General features: G+C 29.9%; 17 protein-coding genes. 1 reads left to right on the top strand and 16 read right to left on the bottom strand.

Features of this window, described 5'->3' with window-relative positions; genetic code table 11:
- Positions 1-153: 153 nt before the first annotated feature.
- The 13 genes from rseP to KQI30_RS12830 all read right to left on the bottom strand — a co-directional run bounded on the left by rseP (position 154) and on the right by KQI30_RS12830 (position 14221).
- On the bottom strand, positions 154-1182 hold the full coding sequence (gene rseP, locus KQI30_RS12890) for an RIP metalloprotease RseP (protein WP_216463754.1): 1029 nt from the start codon (positions 1180-1182) through the stop codon (positions 154-156).
- 11 nt (positions 1183-1193) lie between these two features.
- Positions 1194-2345, bottom strand: a complete 1152-nt coding sequence (locus KQI30_RS12885; RefSeq protein WP_216463753.1) for a 1-deoxy-D-xylulose-5-phosphate reductoisomerase — start codon at positions 2343-2345, stop codon at positions 1194-1196.
- Positions 2345-3325, bottom strand: coding sequence for an AI-2E family transporter (locus KQI30_RS12880; RefSeq protein ID WP_216463752.1), 981 nt, complete (start codon positions 3323-3325; stop codon positions 2345-2347). Before KQI30_RS12880 ends, KQI30_RS12885 begins: the two co-directional genes overlap by 1 nt.
- A 197-nt stretch (positions 3326-3522) precedes the next feature.
- Entirely contained in the window at positions 3523-4314 is a 792-nt protein-coding gene (locus tag KQI30_RS12875; RefSeq protein ID WP_216463751.1) for a phosphatidate cytidylyltransferase, read from the bottom strand.
- Positions 4315-4323: 9 nt separating this feature from the next.
- A complete protein-coding gene (locus tag KQI30_RS12870) occupies positions 4324-5088 on the bottom strand; it encodes an isoprenyl transferase (protein WP_216463750.1) in 765 nt (254 codons plus the stop codon).
- A gap of 99 nt (positions 5089-5187) precedes the next feature.
- Positions 5188-5745, bottom strand: a complete 558-nt coding sequence (frr, locus tag KQI30_RS12865) for a ribosome recycling factor (protein WP_216463749.1) — start codon at positions 5743-5745, stop codon at positions 5188-5190.
- Positions 5746-5756: 11 nt separating this feature from the next.
- A complete protein-coding gene (pyrH, locus tag KQI30_RS12860; RefSeq protein WP_216463748.1) occupies positions 5757-6470 on the bottom strand; it encodes a UMP kinase in 714 nt (237 codons plus the stop codon).
- Between the two features lie 69 nt (positions 6471-6539).
- Complete coding sequence (tsf, locus tag KQI30_RS12855; RefSeq protein ID WP_216463747.1) at positions 6540-7460, bottom strand: translation elongation factor Ts; 921 nt, start codon at positions 7458-7460, stop codon at positions 6540-6542.
- Between the two features lie 85 nt (positions 7461-7545).
- Positions 7546-8247: a 30S ribosomal protein S2 gene (gene rpsB / locus KQI30_RS12850; protein WP_216463746.1), complete on the bottom strand. Its 702-nt coding sequence runs from the start codon at positions 8245-8247 to the stop codon at positions 7546-7548.
- Positions 8248-8651: 404 nt separating this feature from the next.
- Positions 8652-9428: a GTP-sensing pleiotropic transcriptional regulator CodY gene (gene codY / locus KQI30_RS12845; RefSeq protein WP_216463745.1), complete on the bottom strand. Its 777-nt coding sequence runs from the start codon at positions 9426-9428 to the stop codon at positions 8652-8654.
- Between the two features lie 123 nt (positions 9429-9551).
- Positions 9552-11642 (bottom strand): type I DNA topoisomerase, encoded by a 2091-nt coding sequence (gene topA / locus KQI30_RS12840; protein WP_216463744.1) that lies wholly within the window; start codon positions 11640-11642, stop codon positions 9552-9554.
- A gap of 39 nt (positions 11643-11681) precedes the next feature.
- On the bottom strand, positions 11682-12743 hold the full coding sequence (gene dprA / locus KQI30_RS12835; protein ID WP_216463743.1) for a DNA-processing protein DprA: 1062 nt from the start codon (positions 12741-12743) through the stop codon (positions 11682-11684).
- Complete coding sequence (locus tag KQI30_RS12830) at positions 12740-14221, bottom strand: YifB family Mg chelatase-like AAA ATPase (protein ID WP_216463742.1); 1482 nt, start codon at positions 14219-14221, stop codon at positions 12740-12742. Before KQI30_RS12830 ends, dprA begins: the two co-directional genes overlap by 4 nt.
- A gap of 111 nt (positions 14222-14332) precedes the next feature.
- Between KQI30_RS12830 and KQI30_RS12825 the strand changes: the two genes are divergently transcribed.
- On the top strand, positions 14333-14707 hold the full coding sequence (locus KQI30_RS12825; protein ID WP_216463741.1) for a YraN family protein: 375 nt from the start codon (positions 14333-14335) through the stop codon (positions 14705-14707).
- Positions 14708-14845: 138 nt separating this feature from the next.
- Here KQI30_RS12825 and KQI30_RS12820 read toward each other — a convergent pair whose 3' ends face one another.
- From KQI30_RS12820 to rplS, 3 genes are all read right to left on the bottom strand, one after another.
- On the bottom strand, positions 14846-15619 hold the full coding sequence (locus tag KQI30_RS12820) for a ribonuclease HII (RefSeq protein ID WP_216463740.1): 774 nt from the start codon (positions 15617-15619) through the stop codon (positions 14846-14848).
- Positions 15619-16470, bottom strand: a complete 852-nt coding sequence (ylqF, locus tag KQI30_RS12815) for a ribosome biogenesis GTPase YlqF (RefSeq protein ID WP_216463739.1) — start codon at positions 16468-16470, stop codon at positions 15619-15621. Before ylqF ends, KQI30_RS12820 begins: the two co-directional genes overlap by 1 nt.
- Before the next feature lie 88 nt (positions 16471-16558).
- Entirely contained in the window at positions 16559-16903 is a 345-nt protein-coding gene (gene rplS, locus KQI30_RS12810; protein WP_044038362.1) for a 50S ribosomal protein L19, read from the bottom strand.
- Positions 16904-17071: the final 168 nt, after the last annotated feature.

Below are 17071 nucleotides of genomic sequence, written 5' to 3'. Positions count from 1 at the left end.
ATAATCTTTTGCTGCCTTGATTTTATCTTCAAAAGAATATTTATATTGTCTTCCCATAAAAAATACCTCCAAAGTAGATTTTGGTTATTTACCATGTCTACTTTAGAGGTATCATATCATTCTGCGACAGCCTCTCTTCATCCTGTTTCTATATTATTGTAAACTCACAGGAAAAAATATATCTTTTATTGTAACTAACAACATAAGGCCCATAAGAAGTGCGAAACCAACACTGGTTATCTTTTGTATAGTTTCAATTTTAAATCTCTTACCTGTTATAAGTTCTATTAAGTATATTGTTATACTTCCTCCATCTAATGCAGGGAAAGGAATAAGATTAAATATAGCTAATTGAAGACTTATTACCGCTACTAGATATATTAAATTTATCCATCCTGCTTGTGCTGACTCTACACTAAGTCTTACTATTGTAACTGGTCCCCCAAGATCAGTTTTAAAATTACCATGACCTGTTACTAAATTTCCAAGTGTTTTAAAAGTTAATTTAGTAAATGACACCATTTGATTACCAGCTCTTGTAAAACTTTCCCCTACAGTTAAGTTTCTAGCTGTTTTAAATGTAATTCCCATGATATATTTTTCTTGTTCTTTATCATAAGTAGGTTTTATAGCAAATTCTTTAACTTCATTTCCACGTTTTACTTCAATATTTATATCTTCGCCTTTATTCTTAGAAAGTTGTTCTTGTAAGTCTTCGTATATTTTAATACTATTTCCATTAATTTTGGTAATAGTATCTCCAGATACAATACCAGCTTCTTTTGCTGGTGATGATTCTGAAAAACCGTTAATTTCTAAAGATGGATATCCACCAACATTAAATGTAACAACAGTTAATAGTAAAAATGCTGTTATTAAATTCATAAGCGGTCCCGCAACGGCTATAAAAATTTTCTTCCAAGGATGCTTCGTGAAATGTGAATCTTTTTCATCTATTTCTTGATTCATTCCATATAGTTCAACGTAACCACCTATTGGTATCCAACCAACAGAATACTCAGTTCCTCCCATTACCTTTGAAAAAATAGGTTTACCAAAAAAGATTGAAAATTTCTCTACTCTCACACCTACAAGCTTTGCTGCAACTAAATGTCCTGCTTCATGAATAAGAATTAAAAAACAAAATGCTAACATAGCTTTTATTATATTTAATACTACCAAAATATCACTCCTTAATATGTACTTAACAAGTATTCTCTAACTTTTCTCTCAGTTTCTAATATGTTATCTATATTTACTTTAGAAGTAAACTCTATAGTATTTAAAGCATCTTCTATAAGATCTGTAATTTGAAGGAACTTAATTTTATCTTTTAAAAATAAATCTACAGCAACTTCATTAGCAGCATTTAAAATAGTAGGGGCATTTCCTCCTTTTTTTCCTATTTCATATGCTAAAGCTAAATTTTTAAAAGTATCCATATCTGGTTCTTCAAAAGTTAAAGTATTATATTTAAATAAATTTAAATACTCAGTACTTCCTTTAACTCTATTAGGATACGTAAAAGCATAGTGGATAGGTAACTTCATATCTGTACTAGCCATTTCAGCTAATATACTTCCATCCACATACTCCACCATAGAATGTACTATACTTTGTGGATGTACTACTACCTTGATTTTATCCAATGGCATATCAAAAAGCCATTTAGCTTCTATAACTTCTAATCCTTTATTCATCAGTGTTGCAGAATCTATAGAGATTTTTGCACCCATAGACCATTTTGGATGTTTCAATGCTTCATTTTTAGTTACATTAATTAAATCTTCTCTTTTTTTACCTCTAAAAGGTCCTCCTGATGCAGTCACTATAATATTTCTTACTGCTTTCTTATCTTCTCCATTAAGGCATTGGAAAATAGCATTATGTTCTGAATCTACAGGTATTATCTTAGCATTATACTTTTTAGCTTCTTCCATAACTATCTCTCCGCCAACAACTAAAGTTTCCTTATTGGCTAATGCTATGGTTTTACTCTTTTTAATTGCTTCTAATGTTGGCACTAATCCTATCATACCAACTACTGATGTCAGTATTATGTCACTTTCATCTATTGTTGCTACCTTTATAAGACCGTCTAATCCATATACTACTTCTATAGATTTATCATAGTCATCACAAAAACTTTTAACCTCGTCAGCTGCTTCCTTTGTATACATTGCAACAACCCTAGGATTAAACTCTTTTATTATTTCAATTACCTTTTTCACACTAGTATTAGCAGAAATACCTACTAATTTAAACTCTTCTCTGTTATCTCTTATAACTTCCAAAGCTTGAGTACCAATTGACCCAGTAACCCCCAATATGCTTATGTTTTTCATTATGCTTTTACCTCTTTTTCATAAATTTCTTTTGCTACCACTATACATAATGGACCTACAAATAAACCTAATGCACCAAAAATATTAAATCCAATATATATAGATATCATTATTGACAATGGATGTATCGACAAAATATCACTAATAAACTTTGCTTCTAATATCTGTCTAATAATTTCTAGTAATATATACACTAGAATCAAACCAATTACAACAAAAGTTTTCCCTAGCATTATTTCCTTGGAAATTAAAAATAAAAAAATTATAATTGTACCTATATACGGTAATATATCTAATATACCGCATATTACTCCAAATACTATAGCATTATTGATGCCTAATATGTAAAAACTTATTATTGTTATTATTGTCGTCAAAACAACTAACTTTATTTGAACAGTTATAATCGAATATATTTTTAAAACTATATCTAAAATTTCCTCAAAAACATTACTTGGAACTAATTTCTTTGCAATTTTTAATATAGCATATTTATCCTTTAAAATAAAGTATACAGTAATATTAGCTATAAAGTATGACAATAAAAATTCAGAAGTATACTTTATCCCCTTAGTTACTACCATTACATTTAAAAATTCATTATATAAACTTGTGATAAACTTTCCAACATCCCTTATATCTATACTAGTTAATGCAAATATTTTATCTCCAATTGATTTTATTTCTAAAATCACATCTTTATTTTGCACAAAGGAATAAAACTCTCCTGCAATAAAATACGAAATCATAACCATTATTATAACTATGGATACATTCACTATAAGCAATGTCAAAATTGCACTTATACTCCTTGTCATCACCTTAAAACTATTGATCTTACTATTTATTGACAATGATAAAAACAATAAACATACTATAAAAATAGTTGGTGGAAAATATACTTTAAGCAATATAGTCAGTATAAATATAGCAAATATAAAGATTGCGATAATTTTTATTTCATCTTTTACAAGCTTCACTAATACCTCCGTATGAAAATACTATCATTATATTTATATTAACTAAATTTCAAATTTATATTTACTTATTATATAATTCACCACTAAAGTTAATCTCCGTATTATAATTGAACTATTGCATTTAGTACCAATATGATCTACTATTCAAATTTGTAAAAAAGCTGTTACACCTTAGTGCAACAGCTCCTTAATTAAATTTATATACAAACTACATATGTTAAATAATAAAAAATCACTACTGATGAAAATAAAATAGAATCAAATCTATCTAATATTCCTCCATGTCCCGGAATTAAGTGAGAATAATCTTTAACTTCTGAATATCTCTTTATACTTGATGCTGCTAAGTCACCAAATTGTGAAAATACTCCTGCTATTATAGCCATAATAACATAATGGTATAGTGCTATATTCACATGATTTTTTATGCAAATTCCGAATACTACACAGAAAATTACTGCTCCTAAAAGTCCTCCAATAGATCCTTCTATTGTCTTCTTTGGACTTACTTTTGGACATAATTTATGTTTTCCAAATAATCTTCCACTATAATATGCCACAGTATCACATCCCCAAGATGCTAAGAATATAAGCCATAATAAAAATCTTCCGCCTTCTTTATAGCTTATCTTGCTTATGAATGAGAAAAATACTGCTACATATATAAAACCTAAAATTGTAACAGCAACATCTATATAATTGTACTCAGGTTTAATAGCCGGAATACACATTAAAATCATAGTTATTAAGAATAATATAATTGCTACTTGTTCAAAATTTATATTATTTAATGTTAGATAATATATAATAGTTGCTACATATCCAACAATTTTAAAAGGTTTTATTCCTTTTTTAGATACAACAGAATAAAACTCATACAGTCCCATTACCGAAGCTACTAATAATAAATACTTAAGAGGTTCTCCACCTAAAAATAGAAATATTAATATCGGTGCTAAAACAAGGGCACCTATATATCTATTATTCATAAACATCACCTATTTAACCTTTCCAAATCTTCTATCACGATTTTGATAATCAAAGATAGCTTCTATAAGATTTTCCTTCGTAAAATCAGGCCACTTAACATCAGAATACCAAAATTCAGAATATGCACATTGCCATAATAAGAAATTAGATAATCTTTGTTCACCACTTGGTCTTATTATTATATCTGGATCAGGCATTCCTGATGTATATAAATATTTTTCTATCATTTTTTCATCTATATCATCAACTTTTATTTTATTTTCTTGTACTAATTTTGCAATTTCCTTAACAGAATTGACTATTTCAACTCTTCCACCATAATTTAATGCTAAATTTAGTGTAAGTCCTGTATTATTTTTTGTTTTATCATAAGCTTTATTTAGCTCTTCATAACAAACTTTAGGTAACTTTGATATATCTCCTATAGAATTGATTATTACATTATTTTTATTTAATTCTTCAAATTCATTTCTAAGATATTGAACTAATAACTTCATCAATGTATCTACTTCTTCTTTTGGTCTAGCCCAATTCTCTGTAGAAAAAGCATATAAAGTTAAATATTCAACTCCAAGATTACTACATTCCTTAACTATCTCTCTTATTGTTTCTACTCCCGCTTTATGACCATAAGTTCTTGGCATATTTCTTTCTTTAGCCCATCTTCCATTCCCATCCATAATTATAGCTATATGTTTAGGAATATTGCTCATATCTAATGGTTTTTCTTCAATGTTTCCATTGACACCTTTTTTAGTAAATATCTTAAACATTCATCCACCCACCTAAGCTTAATAAATATCTAATAAAAATTTAAGCTTAGATGAAGCTTAATGCTCATCTAAGCTTAATTTCTAATAAAATAGATTATCTTATACTTTCATAACATCTTTTTCTTTTGCATCTATGATGGATTCTATTTCTTTTACATATACATCAGTCTTTTTTTGAATTGAATCTTCTGCTGATTTTAATTCATCTTCAGTTATTTCGTTGTCTTTCTTTAATGCCTTAACTTTATCATTGGCATCTCTTCTTATTGATCTTATAGCAACCTTTGATTCTTCTCCATACTTTTTAACCTTCTTAACTAAATCTCTTCTAGTTTCTTCAGTTAATTCTGGAATCATTAATCTGATAACTGATCCATCATTATTAGGGTTAAGCCCTAAATCAGATGTTAATATAGCTCTTTCTATATCCTTTAGAGAACTCTTATCCCATGGAGTTATAAGTAGCATTCTTGGTTCTGGTGCTGATATATTAGCAACTTGATTTATAGGAGTCATTGAACCATAATACTCCATTTGTATTCTGTCAAGCATAGTTGGGTTTGCCCTACCTGCCTTTAATGTAAGTAAATCTTGTTTTAAAACACTAACAGTTTTTTGCATTTTTTCTTCTGCAACAGCAATAATATCCTTAACCATACAATTCACTCCTAATCATTTGATACTATTGTACCAATATTTTCTCCTAAAATAGCTCTCTTTATGTTTCCTGGCTGATCTAGACTGAAAACAATAATAGGAATATCATTGTCCATACATAAAGAGGAAGCAGTTGAATCCATAACTTGTAATCCTTTTTGTAACACTTCTATAAATGATAATTTTTCAAATTTAGTAGCATCATCAAATTTATGTGGATCCTTATCATATACTCCATCAACTTTCTTAGCAAGAAGTATAGCTTCTGCTTCAATTTCCGCTGCTCTTAATGAAGCTGCAGTATCAGTTGAGAAGTATGGGTTACCAGTTCCTGACCCGAATATAACAACTCTTCCCTTTTCTAAATGTCTCATAGCCTTTCTTCTTATATAAGGCTCTGCTAATTGTCTCATTTCAATAGCAGTTTGCACTCTTGTATGAACCCCTATTCTTTCTAAGGAATCTTGTAGAGCTAATGCATTAACACAAGTGGCTAACATTCCCATATAGTCTGCAGTAGTTCTATCCATATCTCCGCCTTCTCTGCCTCTCCATATGTTTCCGCCACCTACAACAGCACCAACTTCTACTCCCATATCTACTAATTCTTTTATTTCTTTTGCAATTCTATTAGTAACTTCGAAATCAATTCCAAAGCCATTTTCCCCGGCTAAAGCTTCACCAGAAAGCTTCAACATAACTCTTTTATATTTTATAGTCTCCACAAAACTTCCTCCTAAAAGAATAATAACATCTTAAAAAAAGAGAACACTGGGTGTTCTCTTTATGCTTTACTACTTACCAGCGTTCATTTGTCTTTGAACTTCTTCAGCAAAGTTTTCTTCTTTCTTTTCTATACCTTCGCCTCTTTCGAATCTAGCGAATTTTTCAATTGTTATAGTAGCTCCAACTTCTTTGCTCTTTTCAGCTAAGTACTTAGTGATTGTAAAGTCAGGGTTCTTAACAAAAACTTGTTCTACTAAACAAACTTCTTTTAAGTACTTCTTAACTCTACCTTCAACCATCTTTTCAACTATGTTAGCTGGTTTACCTTCGTTTTGAGCTTGAACTCTGTAGATTTCTCTTTCTTTTTCTAAAGTTTCAGCATCAACAGCAGAAGAATCTAAGAATAATGGATTTACAGCAGCAATGTGCATTGCTACATCCTTAGCAACTTCTAATAATGCTGGACTATTATTTTCACAACCTAATTGAACTAATACTCCAATTTTTCCAGCAGCGTGAATGTAGCTTTGGATAGCTCCATTTTCTACTGAGAATCTAACAAATCTTCTTACTGTCATGTTTTCGCCTAGTTTTGCAACTAAAGCTGTTCTAACTTCATCTATAGTAGATTCACCATCGCATTTTTCAGCTGATAATTCTTCTACAGTTGTAGCATTGCTCTTTGCAGCGATTTCAGCTACTTTGTTAGCAAATCCTAAGAATTCTTCGTTAGCTGCAACGAAATCTGTTTCACAGTTAACTTCAACTAATGATGCGATTTTGCTATCTTCGTTAACGAAAGCTACTACTGCACCTTCTGCTGCGATTCTTCCAGCTTTTTTAGCTGCTGCAGCTAATCCTTTTTCTCTTAATATTTCAACAGCTTTTTCAAGATCTCCGTTAGCTTGTGTTAAAGCCTTCTTACAATCCATCATTCCTGCTCCAGTGCTTTCTCTTAATTCTTTTACCATACTTGCAGAGATTGCCATAAATAAATTCCCTCTCTTTCATGAATATTAAGGTAAAGGATTTTCTCCCTTTACCTTAAATTTATTATTTAGCAGTTAGCTTATATTATTCAGCTAATTGTTCACCTTGTCTTCCTTCGATAATAGCATCAGCCATTTTTGCAGTTATTAATTTAACCGCTCTGATAGCATCGTCATTACCTGGTATTACGTAATCAACTTCATCTGGATCACAGTTAGTATCAACGATAGCTACTACTGGGATACCTAAAATTTTAGCTTCAGATATAGCGTTCTTTTCTTTTCTTGGGTCAACAACGAATAAAGCTCCAACTCTTTCTTGAACTAATTCTTTGATTCCGCCTAAGTTCTTTTCTAATTTTTCCATTTCGTTATTTAACTTAATAACTTCTTTCTTAGGTAAAACATCGAAAGTACCGTTTTCTTGCATTTCTTTTAATTCAGCTAATCTTCCGATTCTTGTTTTTATAGTTTTGAAGTTAGTAAGCATTCCACCTAACCATCTGTGGTTTACGAAGTGCATTCCTGATCTTACAGCTTCTTCACTTATAGCTTCTTGAGCTTGTTTCTTTGTTCCTACAAATAAAACATCTTTTCCTTCTTCTGCAACACTTCTTATGAAGTTATATGCTTCATCAACCTTTTTAACTGTTTTTTGTAAGTCGATGATATATATACCATTTCTTTCTGTGAAGATGTATTCAGCCATCTTAGGGTTCCATCTTCTAGTTTGGTGTCCAAAGTGTACACCTGCTTCTAATAATTGTTTCATTGAAATTACTGCCATTTCTTTACCTCCTGGTTATTCCTCCATCATGCATCTTTTGCAAAATAAACCTTGCGGCACCAATTTTGCAATGCATAATGTGCGTATTTTATTCTACAGTAGTATATCATATAGTATTTCTATACGCAATAAATTTTTTTATAATCTATTGTAAAAGATTATTTACAATTCACATTTCACAATTCAAGCAATTCACATTTCACAATTCAAGCAATTCACATTTCACAATTTCAGTGCACAGTTAATGTAAATCTCTTAAGAAAAATATCTTATTCTATACATAAAATTATCACACTTAAAATCTCAGAAATTCCCCAAGAGGAATTTCATCCATCACTGTGCACTAACATAAAAAAACACCTTGAAAGCTATACTAATCTATAACTTCTAAGGTGTTCTTCTTATTATCTAATCTTTTTTAATTCATCTATTAATTTATCATTTAATATCTTAATATGAGTTCCCTTCATACCTAATGATCTAGATTCTATTACACCTGCACTTTCAAACTTTCTAAGTGCATTAACTATTACTGACCTAGTTATCCCTACCTTATCTGCAATCTTAGATGCTACTAAGAGTCCTTCATCACCATCTAATTCATTAAATATATGTTCTATTGCTTCTAATTCTGAATAAGACAATGTTCCTATAGCCAATTGAACAACTGCTTTTTTTCTTGCTTCATCTTCTATTTCAAAAGCTTTTGCTCTTAGCATTTCTAATCCTACTATTGTAGCTGAATACTCACATATAACTAAATCATCATCTGTAAAATCTTTCCCAAATCTAGCTAATAATAAAGTTCCTAACCTTTCTCTATTTCCTATTATAGGAACTATAGTTGTTAGCTTTTTCTCAAATTTACAATTTTCTGATTCATCATACACACACATGCCTTTATTTTCAATATTAGCTTTTGTTTCATTTATAGCTAATAATTTTTCATTATATAAATCAGAAAACTTATTTTCTTGTAAAATCTTATCTTTTACAATATTACAATCAAAATCACAAGATAAATGACTACCTAATACTTTTCCTCTTCTGCTTATTACATAAACATTACATTCTAGAACTTCACTTAACAGTTCACAAATCTCATTAAACTCAACGGGGTCAGTTCCTGTTTTTTGAAGAATTCTATTTAACTTTCTTGTTTTAGTTAATAGCGAACCCATAATTCTCCTCCTATCTTAATAATAAAATAATAGTATGATAAATATTATAATTTTACAAATATTTCGATTATTTTATCTTATAATTATATCATACAAGCCTTTGACAAACAAGATAACGGAGTTTTAAACCGGCTGTTCCTCTATATTTTTACATTCTTCGTTAGTACATTGTAGATAATTACCTTTTGCTTTTGAATATTTCTTAACCATATTTCCACCGCACTTAGAGCATTTCTTTTCACTTGGTTCAAACCAACTTACAAAATCACACTCAGGATATCCTGAGCATCCATAAAACTTACGTCCTTTTTTACTCTTCTTTACAACAATCTTTTTTCCACACTTAGGACATGGTACATCAATTTCTTCTACAATAGCTTTTGTATTTTTACATTCTGGGTATCCTGGACATGCTAAAAATTCTCCAAATCTTCCTGATTTGATTACCATGTTTCTTCCACACTTATCACATATTACATCTGATACCTTATCTTCTATTGTAATTTTGCTAAGTTCCTTTTCTGCTTTTTCAATATCTACTTTCAATGGAGTAAAGAATTCTTTAACAATCTTTTTCCATTCCATTGTTCCTTCTTCAACATTATCTAATTTTTCTTCCATATGAGCCGTAAATTCAGCATCTACCACTGTTTCAAAATATTGCTCCATTATTGAATTAACTATCTTCCCAAGTTCTGTTGGCATTAATGTCTTCTTTTCTCTTTCAACATACTTTCTATCTAATAGTGTAGATATTATTGGTGAATAAGTACTTGGTCTACCTATACCATTTTCCTCAAGAGTTTTTACTAAACTAGCTTCTGAAAATCTTGGTGGTGGTGTAGTAAAATGTTGCTTTCCATCTATTGACTTTGGCTGAAGAATATCTCCCTCTACTAGTTCTGGAATCTTAACACTTTCAGCTTCATTTTCTGTATTATAAGTATACAACTTCATAAAACCATCAAAATTAATTGTAGATCCACTTGCTCTAAATTGATATCCGCTATTATCTATTACTATAGATATGCTATCCATTATACATGAAGCCATTTGTGATGCCATAAATCTACTCCATATTAGATTGTATAACTTATATTGCTCTGGCTTTAATTGCCCTTTTAACTTTTCAGGAGTAAGTGATGCATCAATATATGTAGGTCTTATAGCTTCATGAGCATCTTGTGAATTTTTCTTCCCTTTATATACTCTCTTTTCCTTTGGTGCATATTCTTTTCCATAATTCTCTTCAATAAAAGTTAAAGCTGCTGCTTGTGCTTCATCAGAAATTCTTACAGAATCTGTTCTCATATAAGTTATAAGCGCCACTGTACCGTGTCCTTTTATATCAATACCTTCATATAATTGTTGTGCTACTGACATAGTTCTCTTTGTAGAAAAATTTAATTTCTTATATGCATCTTGTTGTAATGTAGATGTAGTAAATGGTGGTAATGGATTTTTATTTTTCTTAGACTTCTTAATAGTCTTAACATTAAATTCACCATCACTAACAGTTGATATTATTTTGTCTACATCTTCCTTACATTTTAATTCTACTTTCTTACCGTTATAATTTGACAATTTAACTTGCAATGGATTTCTCTTATTTCCAGTCTTATATAACGCAGCTTCAATTGTCCAGTATTCTTCTTCTTTAAAATTCTCAATTTCTACTTCTCTATCACATATTATTTTAAGTGCAACAGACTGAACTCTACCAGCTGAAAGTCCCCATTTTACTTTTCTCCATAAAATAGGACTAATTTCATAACCTACTAATCTATCTAATACTCTTCTTGCTTGTTGAGCATCAACTAAATTCATATTAATTTTTCTTGGTTCTTTTATTGCCTTTTTTATAGCAGTCTTTGTTATTTCATTAAAAACTATTCTACAGTCATCATCTTTTGAAAGTTTTAAAACATTGCTTAAATGCCATGAAATTGCCTCTCCTTCACGATCGGGGTCAGTTGCAAGATATACTCTATCACTTTTTTTTGCTAGCTTTCTAAGTTTATCTAACAATTCACCTTTTCCTCTTATCGTAATATACTTAGGTTCGTAGTTATTTTCTTCATCTACTCCTAATTGACTTTTTGGCAAATCTCTAACATGCCCCATTGAGGCTTCAACAATATAATTAGCTCCTAAATACTTCTTTATAGTCTTAGCTTTTGCAGGAGACTCAACTATAACTAAGTTGCTACCCATAAACTCCCCTCCAGACATTTATCACTTTTATTTAATTCATTAATTATTCTTTATGTAATAACTATTTCCAATTACTGTTACAAGTTTTTTTGCTTGCAATTCAAATAATACATTATATATTCCTGGAATGTCAACCTTAACAATACTAGATAAATCATCTATATGCATCGGATTATTGCTAAGAACCCCCAAAATTCGTTCCTCTTCATTAGTTAATCTTACCACTTTTTTATTGTATATACAAAAAACATCTTTTAATGTATCTCTATCAACATAAGGAATTGCACCATCATATATTAACCTATTTACCCCTCTACTATTATTTGATGTTATAGGATTTGGTACTGCAATAATATCTCTTCCACTATCTAATCCGTGATTTACTGTTATTAAACTACCACTTTTCTCAGCAGCTTCTATAACTATTATTCCATCACCTATTCTAGCTATAACCTTATTCCTTGCCGGAAAATTAAATTTTAATGGTGGTGTTCCTGGATAAAATTCAGATATTACCACACCTTTTTTATAAAGAGCTTTATATAAATATTCATTACTAACAGGATATATTCTATCAATACCACAGCCAATAATCCCCACAGTATATCCACCAAATTTAATTGCATATCTATGTGCTAATTCATCTATTCCAGTAGCCAATCCACTTACTATATTTATTTCCGACTTAACTAGTTCATCTACAATTTCTTCAGTTACTCGCCTACCATAATCACTATTTTTTCTAGCACCTATAATAGATGCACTTACATTATTAATACGTGATATATCACCAATATAAAACAAATTACTAGGACTATCTTTAAAATTATTTAATTGCTTCGGAAAATCTTTTTCATAACAAGATATTACCCTTGCACCTATTCTCTCCATCTTTTTTAAAGTTTCCTTATGTTTTTCTAAATCCAAATGTTCTTTAGCTGCATTATAAGATCTAGTAGCTATACCTGTGTAATTATCATCTCCTAACAAATACATATATACCGCTTCTTCACTTTCTAAATTTTCTAATAGTCTTCTTTTAAATTCATATTTCATATTTAAAGATGAAAACCAAACTTTATATAATTGATCATTATTCATATGACATCTCCACTAATAAATCTTCTATAATTAATAGCTTCTATTAATTCATCTTTGCCAACATCAGTTTTTCTTTTATAATCACTAATAGTCCTTGCTAACTTTAATATCTTATTTTTACCTCTATAAGATATATCTTTATCCATAGCAAAGTTATTTAAAAACTCTTGTAATTCTGATGATAACTTGCAAAGTTCTATCAAATCTTCACACTCATTCTTTCCATTGAATTTCTTTTTCCGCTCTTCTTGTATATATCTTATCTCTTGAATTTTCTCCTTTATCTCTTCTGAAGTCTTTCTATAACTGCTCTTAATACCAGATTTATTTCTACATTGTATAAACATATCCATCCTATCTAATATAGGACCTGATATCTTATGTAAATATCTCTTAATTTCAGCTTCTCCACAAGTACACATTCTCTCACCAGTGTTAAAGAAACCACAAGGGCATGGATTCATAGATGAAATGAAAATAAAATCACTGGGCAGCTCTGTTCTTTTAGTGCCTTTAGTTAAAATTACTTTTTTTGATTCTAATGGTATTCTAAGAGCTTCTATTACTTTAGGACTAAACTCAAGTAATTCATCAAAATATAGTACACCATTATGCGCTAACGTAACCTCTCCTGGTAGATTTTTACTTGTCCCGCCTATTATAGATGTCAGCGTTGCTGTACAATGCGGTTCCCTAAAAGGTGGATATCTTTTTACTCCCGTTACACCACTTAATGAAGAGTGTATCCTTGTTACTTCTACAGCTTCTTCATAAGTAAGCCTTGGAAGAACTGTTTTTATTCTTTCTGCAACCATGGTTTTCCCACTTCCAGGTGCTCCCCAAAGTAAAAAATTATGTTTTCCACCTATAGCAATTTCTATTGCCCTTATAATAGACTCTCCATTTTCTAATTCACTAAAATCCATATCACTAACTTCATCTTCATAAGAAATTTCCTCTTTAAACGGCTCCTTATTGTTCATATATAAAAAATTTGTTACTTCCTTCAAGGTTGAAAATCCAAAGATTTCTCCTTCTTTTACTAATGCTGCTTCTTTGCAATTTTTATTTGGAACAATAAACTTATATATCCCTCTTTTTACACCACTTGTTACTATAGATAACGCTCCTGGTACTTCTCGTATCTCTCCAGTTAATGATAACTCTCCAAATGCTAAAAATTTATCTATATTCTTCTTAGATATTTGATTAGATTTACTAAGAATAGCTAATGCTATAGGTAGATCTAATAATGTTCCACCTTTTTTTATATTGCTAGGAGATAAATTTATTATTATTCTACCTAAAGGAAATTGAAATCCACTATTTATAATAGCGCTCCTTACCCTTTCCTTTGACTCTCTTACAGATTGCTCTGGTAGACCTACCAAAACAAAAGATGGCAATCCTCTTAATATCTCCACCTCTACTGTAACTAATTCTCCATTAATTCCATTCAATACGGCAGTTTTAACCAAATGTATCACCTCTTTTCTTAAGTATTGTCAAAATATATATTAATAATCAAATTGCTATATATTTTTTACTATGCTAAAATAACTTTATTCTTAATTGTAAGAGGTATAAATATGAAAAGGTGTAATAAAGATATAGGAGATTATGGAGAAAATATTTGCATTGATTATTTAAAAGCTAAGGGATATAAAATTCTAGAAAGAAATTTTAAAATAAAAACAGGAGAGATAGACATAATAGCTATAGATAAAAAAATTCTATGTTTTATAGAAGTAAAAAGTAGATTTAATAGTAAATTCGGAAGACCTATGGAAGCCGTAACTATTTCTAAACAACATAAGATATATAACACCGCACAATACTATTTACTAAAACACCCTAACATCAATATGAATTGCCGCTTTGATGTTATAGAAGTAGACCTTAATCTAGAAAAATCAACTCACAAAATTAATTTAATAAAAAACGCATTTTATATAAATCAATAATTCTTATGAAAACTACCTTAAATTTAAACAATTATATTTTTAAAGCTGTATTACAATAAAATAAAACCTGCAAGTTATGATATTTCTATCTTCACCTACAGGTTTATTAAATCAAAATTATTTTATTATTTTTATACACTATATAAAATTCTTTATAAATGATCTTCTATGTATGTCACATGGTCCATACTCTTTTATTCCTTCAATATGATCCTTTGTACCATATCCAGCATTATGTTCAAAACCATAATAAGGATACTTTTCACTATACTTTTTCATTAGGTTATCTCTATATACTTTTGCCAAAATTGATGCACATGCTATAGCCATGGACTTATCATCACCTTTTATTACAAATCTATTATCTGTATCTACATGCTTTACTGGGTATCCATCTGATAATACTAAATCAACTTTTCTATTTAGACCTTTATATGCCCTAAATAAAACTTCATTATTACAATAGCCTATACCCTTACTATCTATATCTTTTTCACTTATTTCATATATACAATAAGCTATAGCTTCCTTTTTAATTATTTCACTAAGTTCTTCTCTTTTTTCTTCAGTAAGCTTTTTAGAGTCACGCACACCTAAAAGATTTCTATTGCTATAATCTACTATAACCGCTGCTCCAACGATAGGACCTGCTAAAGGTCCTCTTCCTACTTCGTCCACACCACATATAACTAAATCTTTTCCATATGATAAATCAAAACTATACATTAAGTGCATTTTCTTTAAAGCTTCATTATGCTTATCTTTTTTATTCTTTAGTGTTTTACCAAATGCTTTTACATTCTTTCTTTCATCACTAAGTAAAGTCTCTATAATTTCGTCACTTATATCTTCTATTTTAGCATCTTTGAAATTATCTTTTATAGCTGATAATGACAACCCTTTAAAATCCATTATACTTCAGGCCTTTCTAATGAAATCTTTCCTATTTTCCCGCCTCTAAACTCATCTAAAAGCATTACACATAAACGATTATAATCTATTCTACCACCAGACATCATCATGCCTCTTTTTCTACCTATAGCATCTAAATTTTCTAGTGGATCTTCACTTAATTCTGTAAGCTTATATCTTGTCATAAGATCCTCTTTTGCAATTTTAGATAATTCTTCTACTAGCTTATATCCTAATCCTTCTATATCCATGATTTCATCTTTTATAGCACCAGTAAAAGCTAACTTTAATCCTACTTCTTCATTTTCAAATTTAGGCCATAGTATACCTGGAGTATCTAAAAGCTCAATACCAATCTTCGTTCTTATCCATTGCTTATTTTTTGTAACTCCTGGTCTATCACCAGTTTTAGTTATCGCTGCATTTGCTATCTTATTTATAAATGTAGATTTACCTACATTAGGGATACCAACTACCATAACTCTAGTTTTTATATTTATCATGCCTTTAGCCTTCATTTTATCATGCTTATCTTTTAAAATTCTTTCTAAAGTAGGCTTAATATTTTTTAATCCTTGCCCAGTTAAGCAATTAACTTCAAGAACTTCAGTATTGGATTTTTTAAGCTTATTCATCCATTGTTTATTAACCTTAGGATCACTTAAATCACTTTTATTTAAAAGTATTATTCTTGGCTTACCTTTTGTTATAGCTTCGATTTCAGGGTTTGCTGAAGAACTTACTATTCTAGCGTCTCTTAACTCTATAATAGCATCTACCATCTTTAAATTTTCTGATATTTCTCTTCTTGTTTTTGCCATATGTCCTGGAAACCAGTGTATAGCTTTCATTTAATCACAACCTTTACTTTGTAATAGCTAATACTAAATTTTCTCTATATATAAAAATAAATGGGACATACTGTCCCATTTTTTCAAACTAGATTCTTTCCTTAACTTTTGCAGCCTTACCTACTCTGTCTCTTAAGTAGTTAAGTTTAGCTCTTCTAACCTTACCTTTTCTGATAACAGTGATTTTAGCAAGGTTTGGTGAATTGATTGGGAAAGTTCTTTCAACTCCAACACCGTAAGTAACTCTTCTTACTGTGAAGTTTTCTCTTAATCCACCGTTTTGTTTTTTAATTACTGTTCCTTCGAAAGCTTGAATTCTTTCTTTAGAACCTTCTTTGATTAATACATCAAGTCTTACAGTATCCCCTACTCTGAATTCTGTTAAGTCAGTTCTAATTTGTTCAGCTTCGATTTCTCTTATTATATCTAACATTTGTGCATTCCTCCTTATGTTTAATTGACGTTCATAATGAGTTTTACCTCACAGAGGAGCGCCCGTACTAGCACAAAAATCATTGTAACATAATTATTTTTGTATGACAAGAACTTTTTTCAGTGCACAGTTTTGGTGAAAATTCCTTCGGAATTTTTTAATTTTATA

The sequence above is a fragment of the Clostridium bornimense genome (assembly GCF_018917145.1).
GTDB lineage: Bacteria > Bacillota > Clostridia > Clostridiales > Clostridiaceae > Clostridium_AN > Clostridium_AN bornimense_A.
The sequence above is the reverse complement of the archived record's forward strand: the minus strand, read 5'-3'. Positions and strand labels throughout refer to the sequence as shown.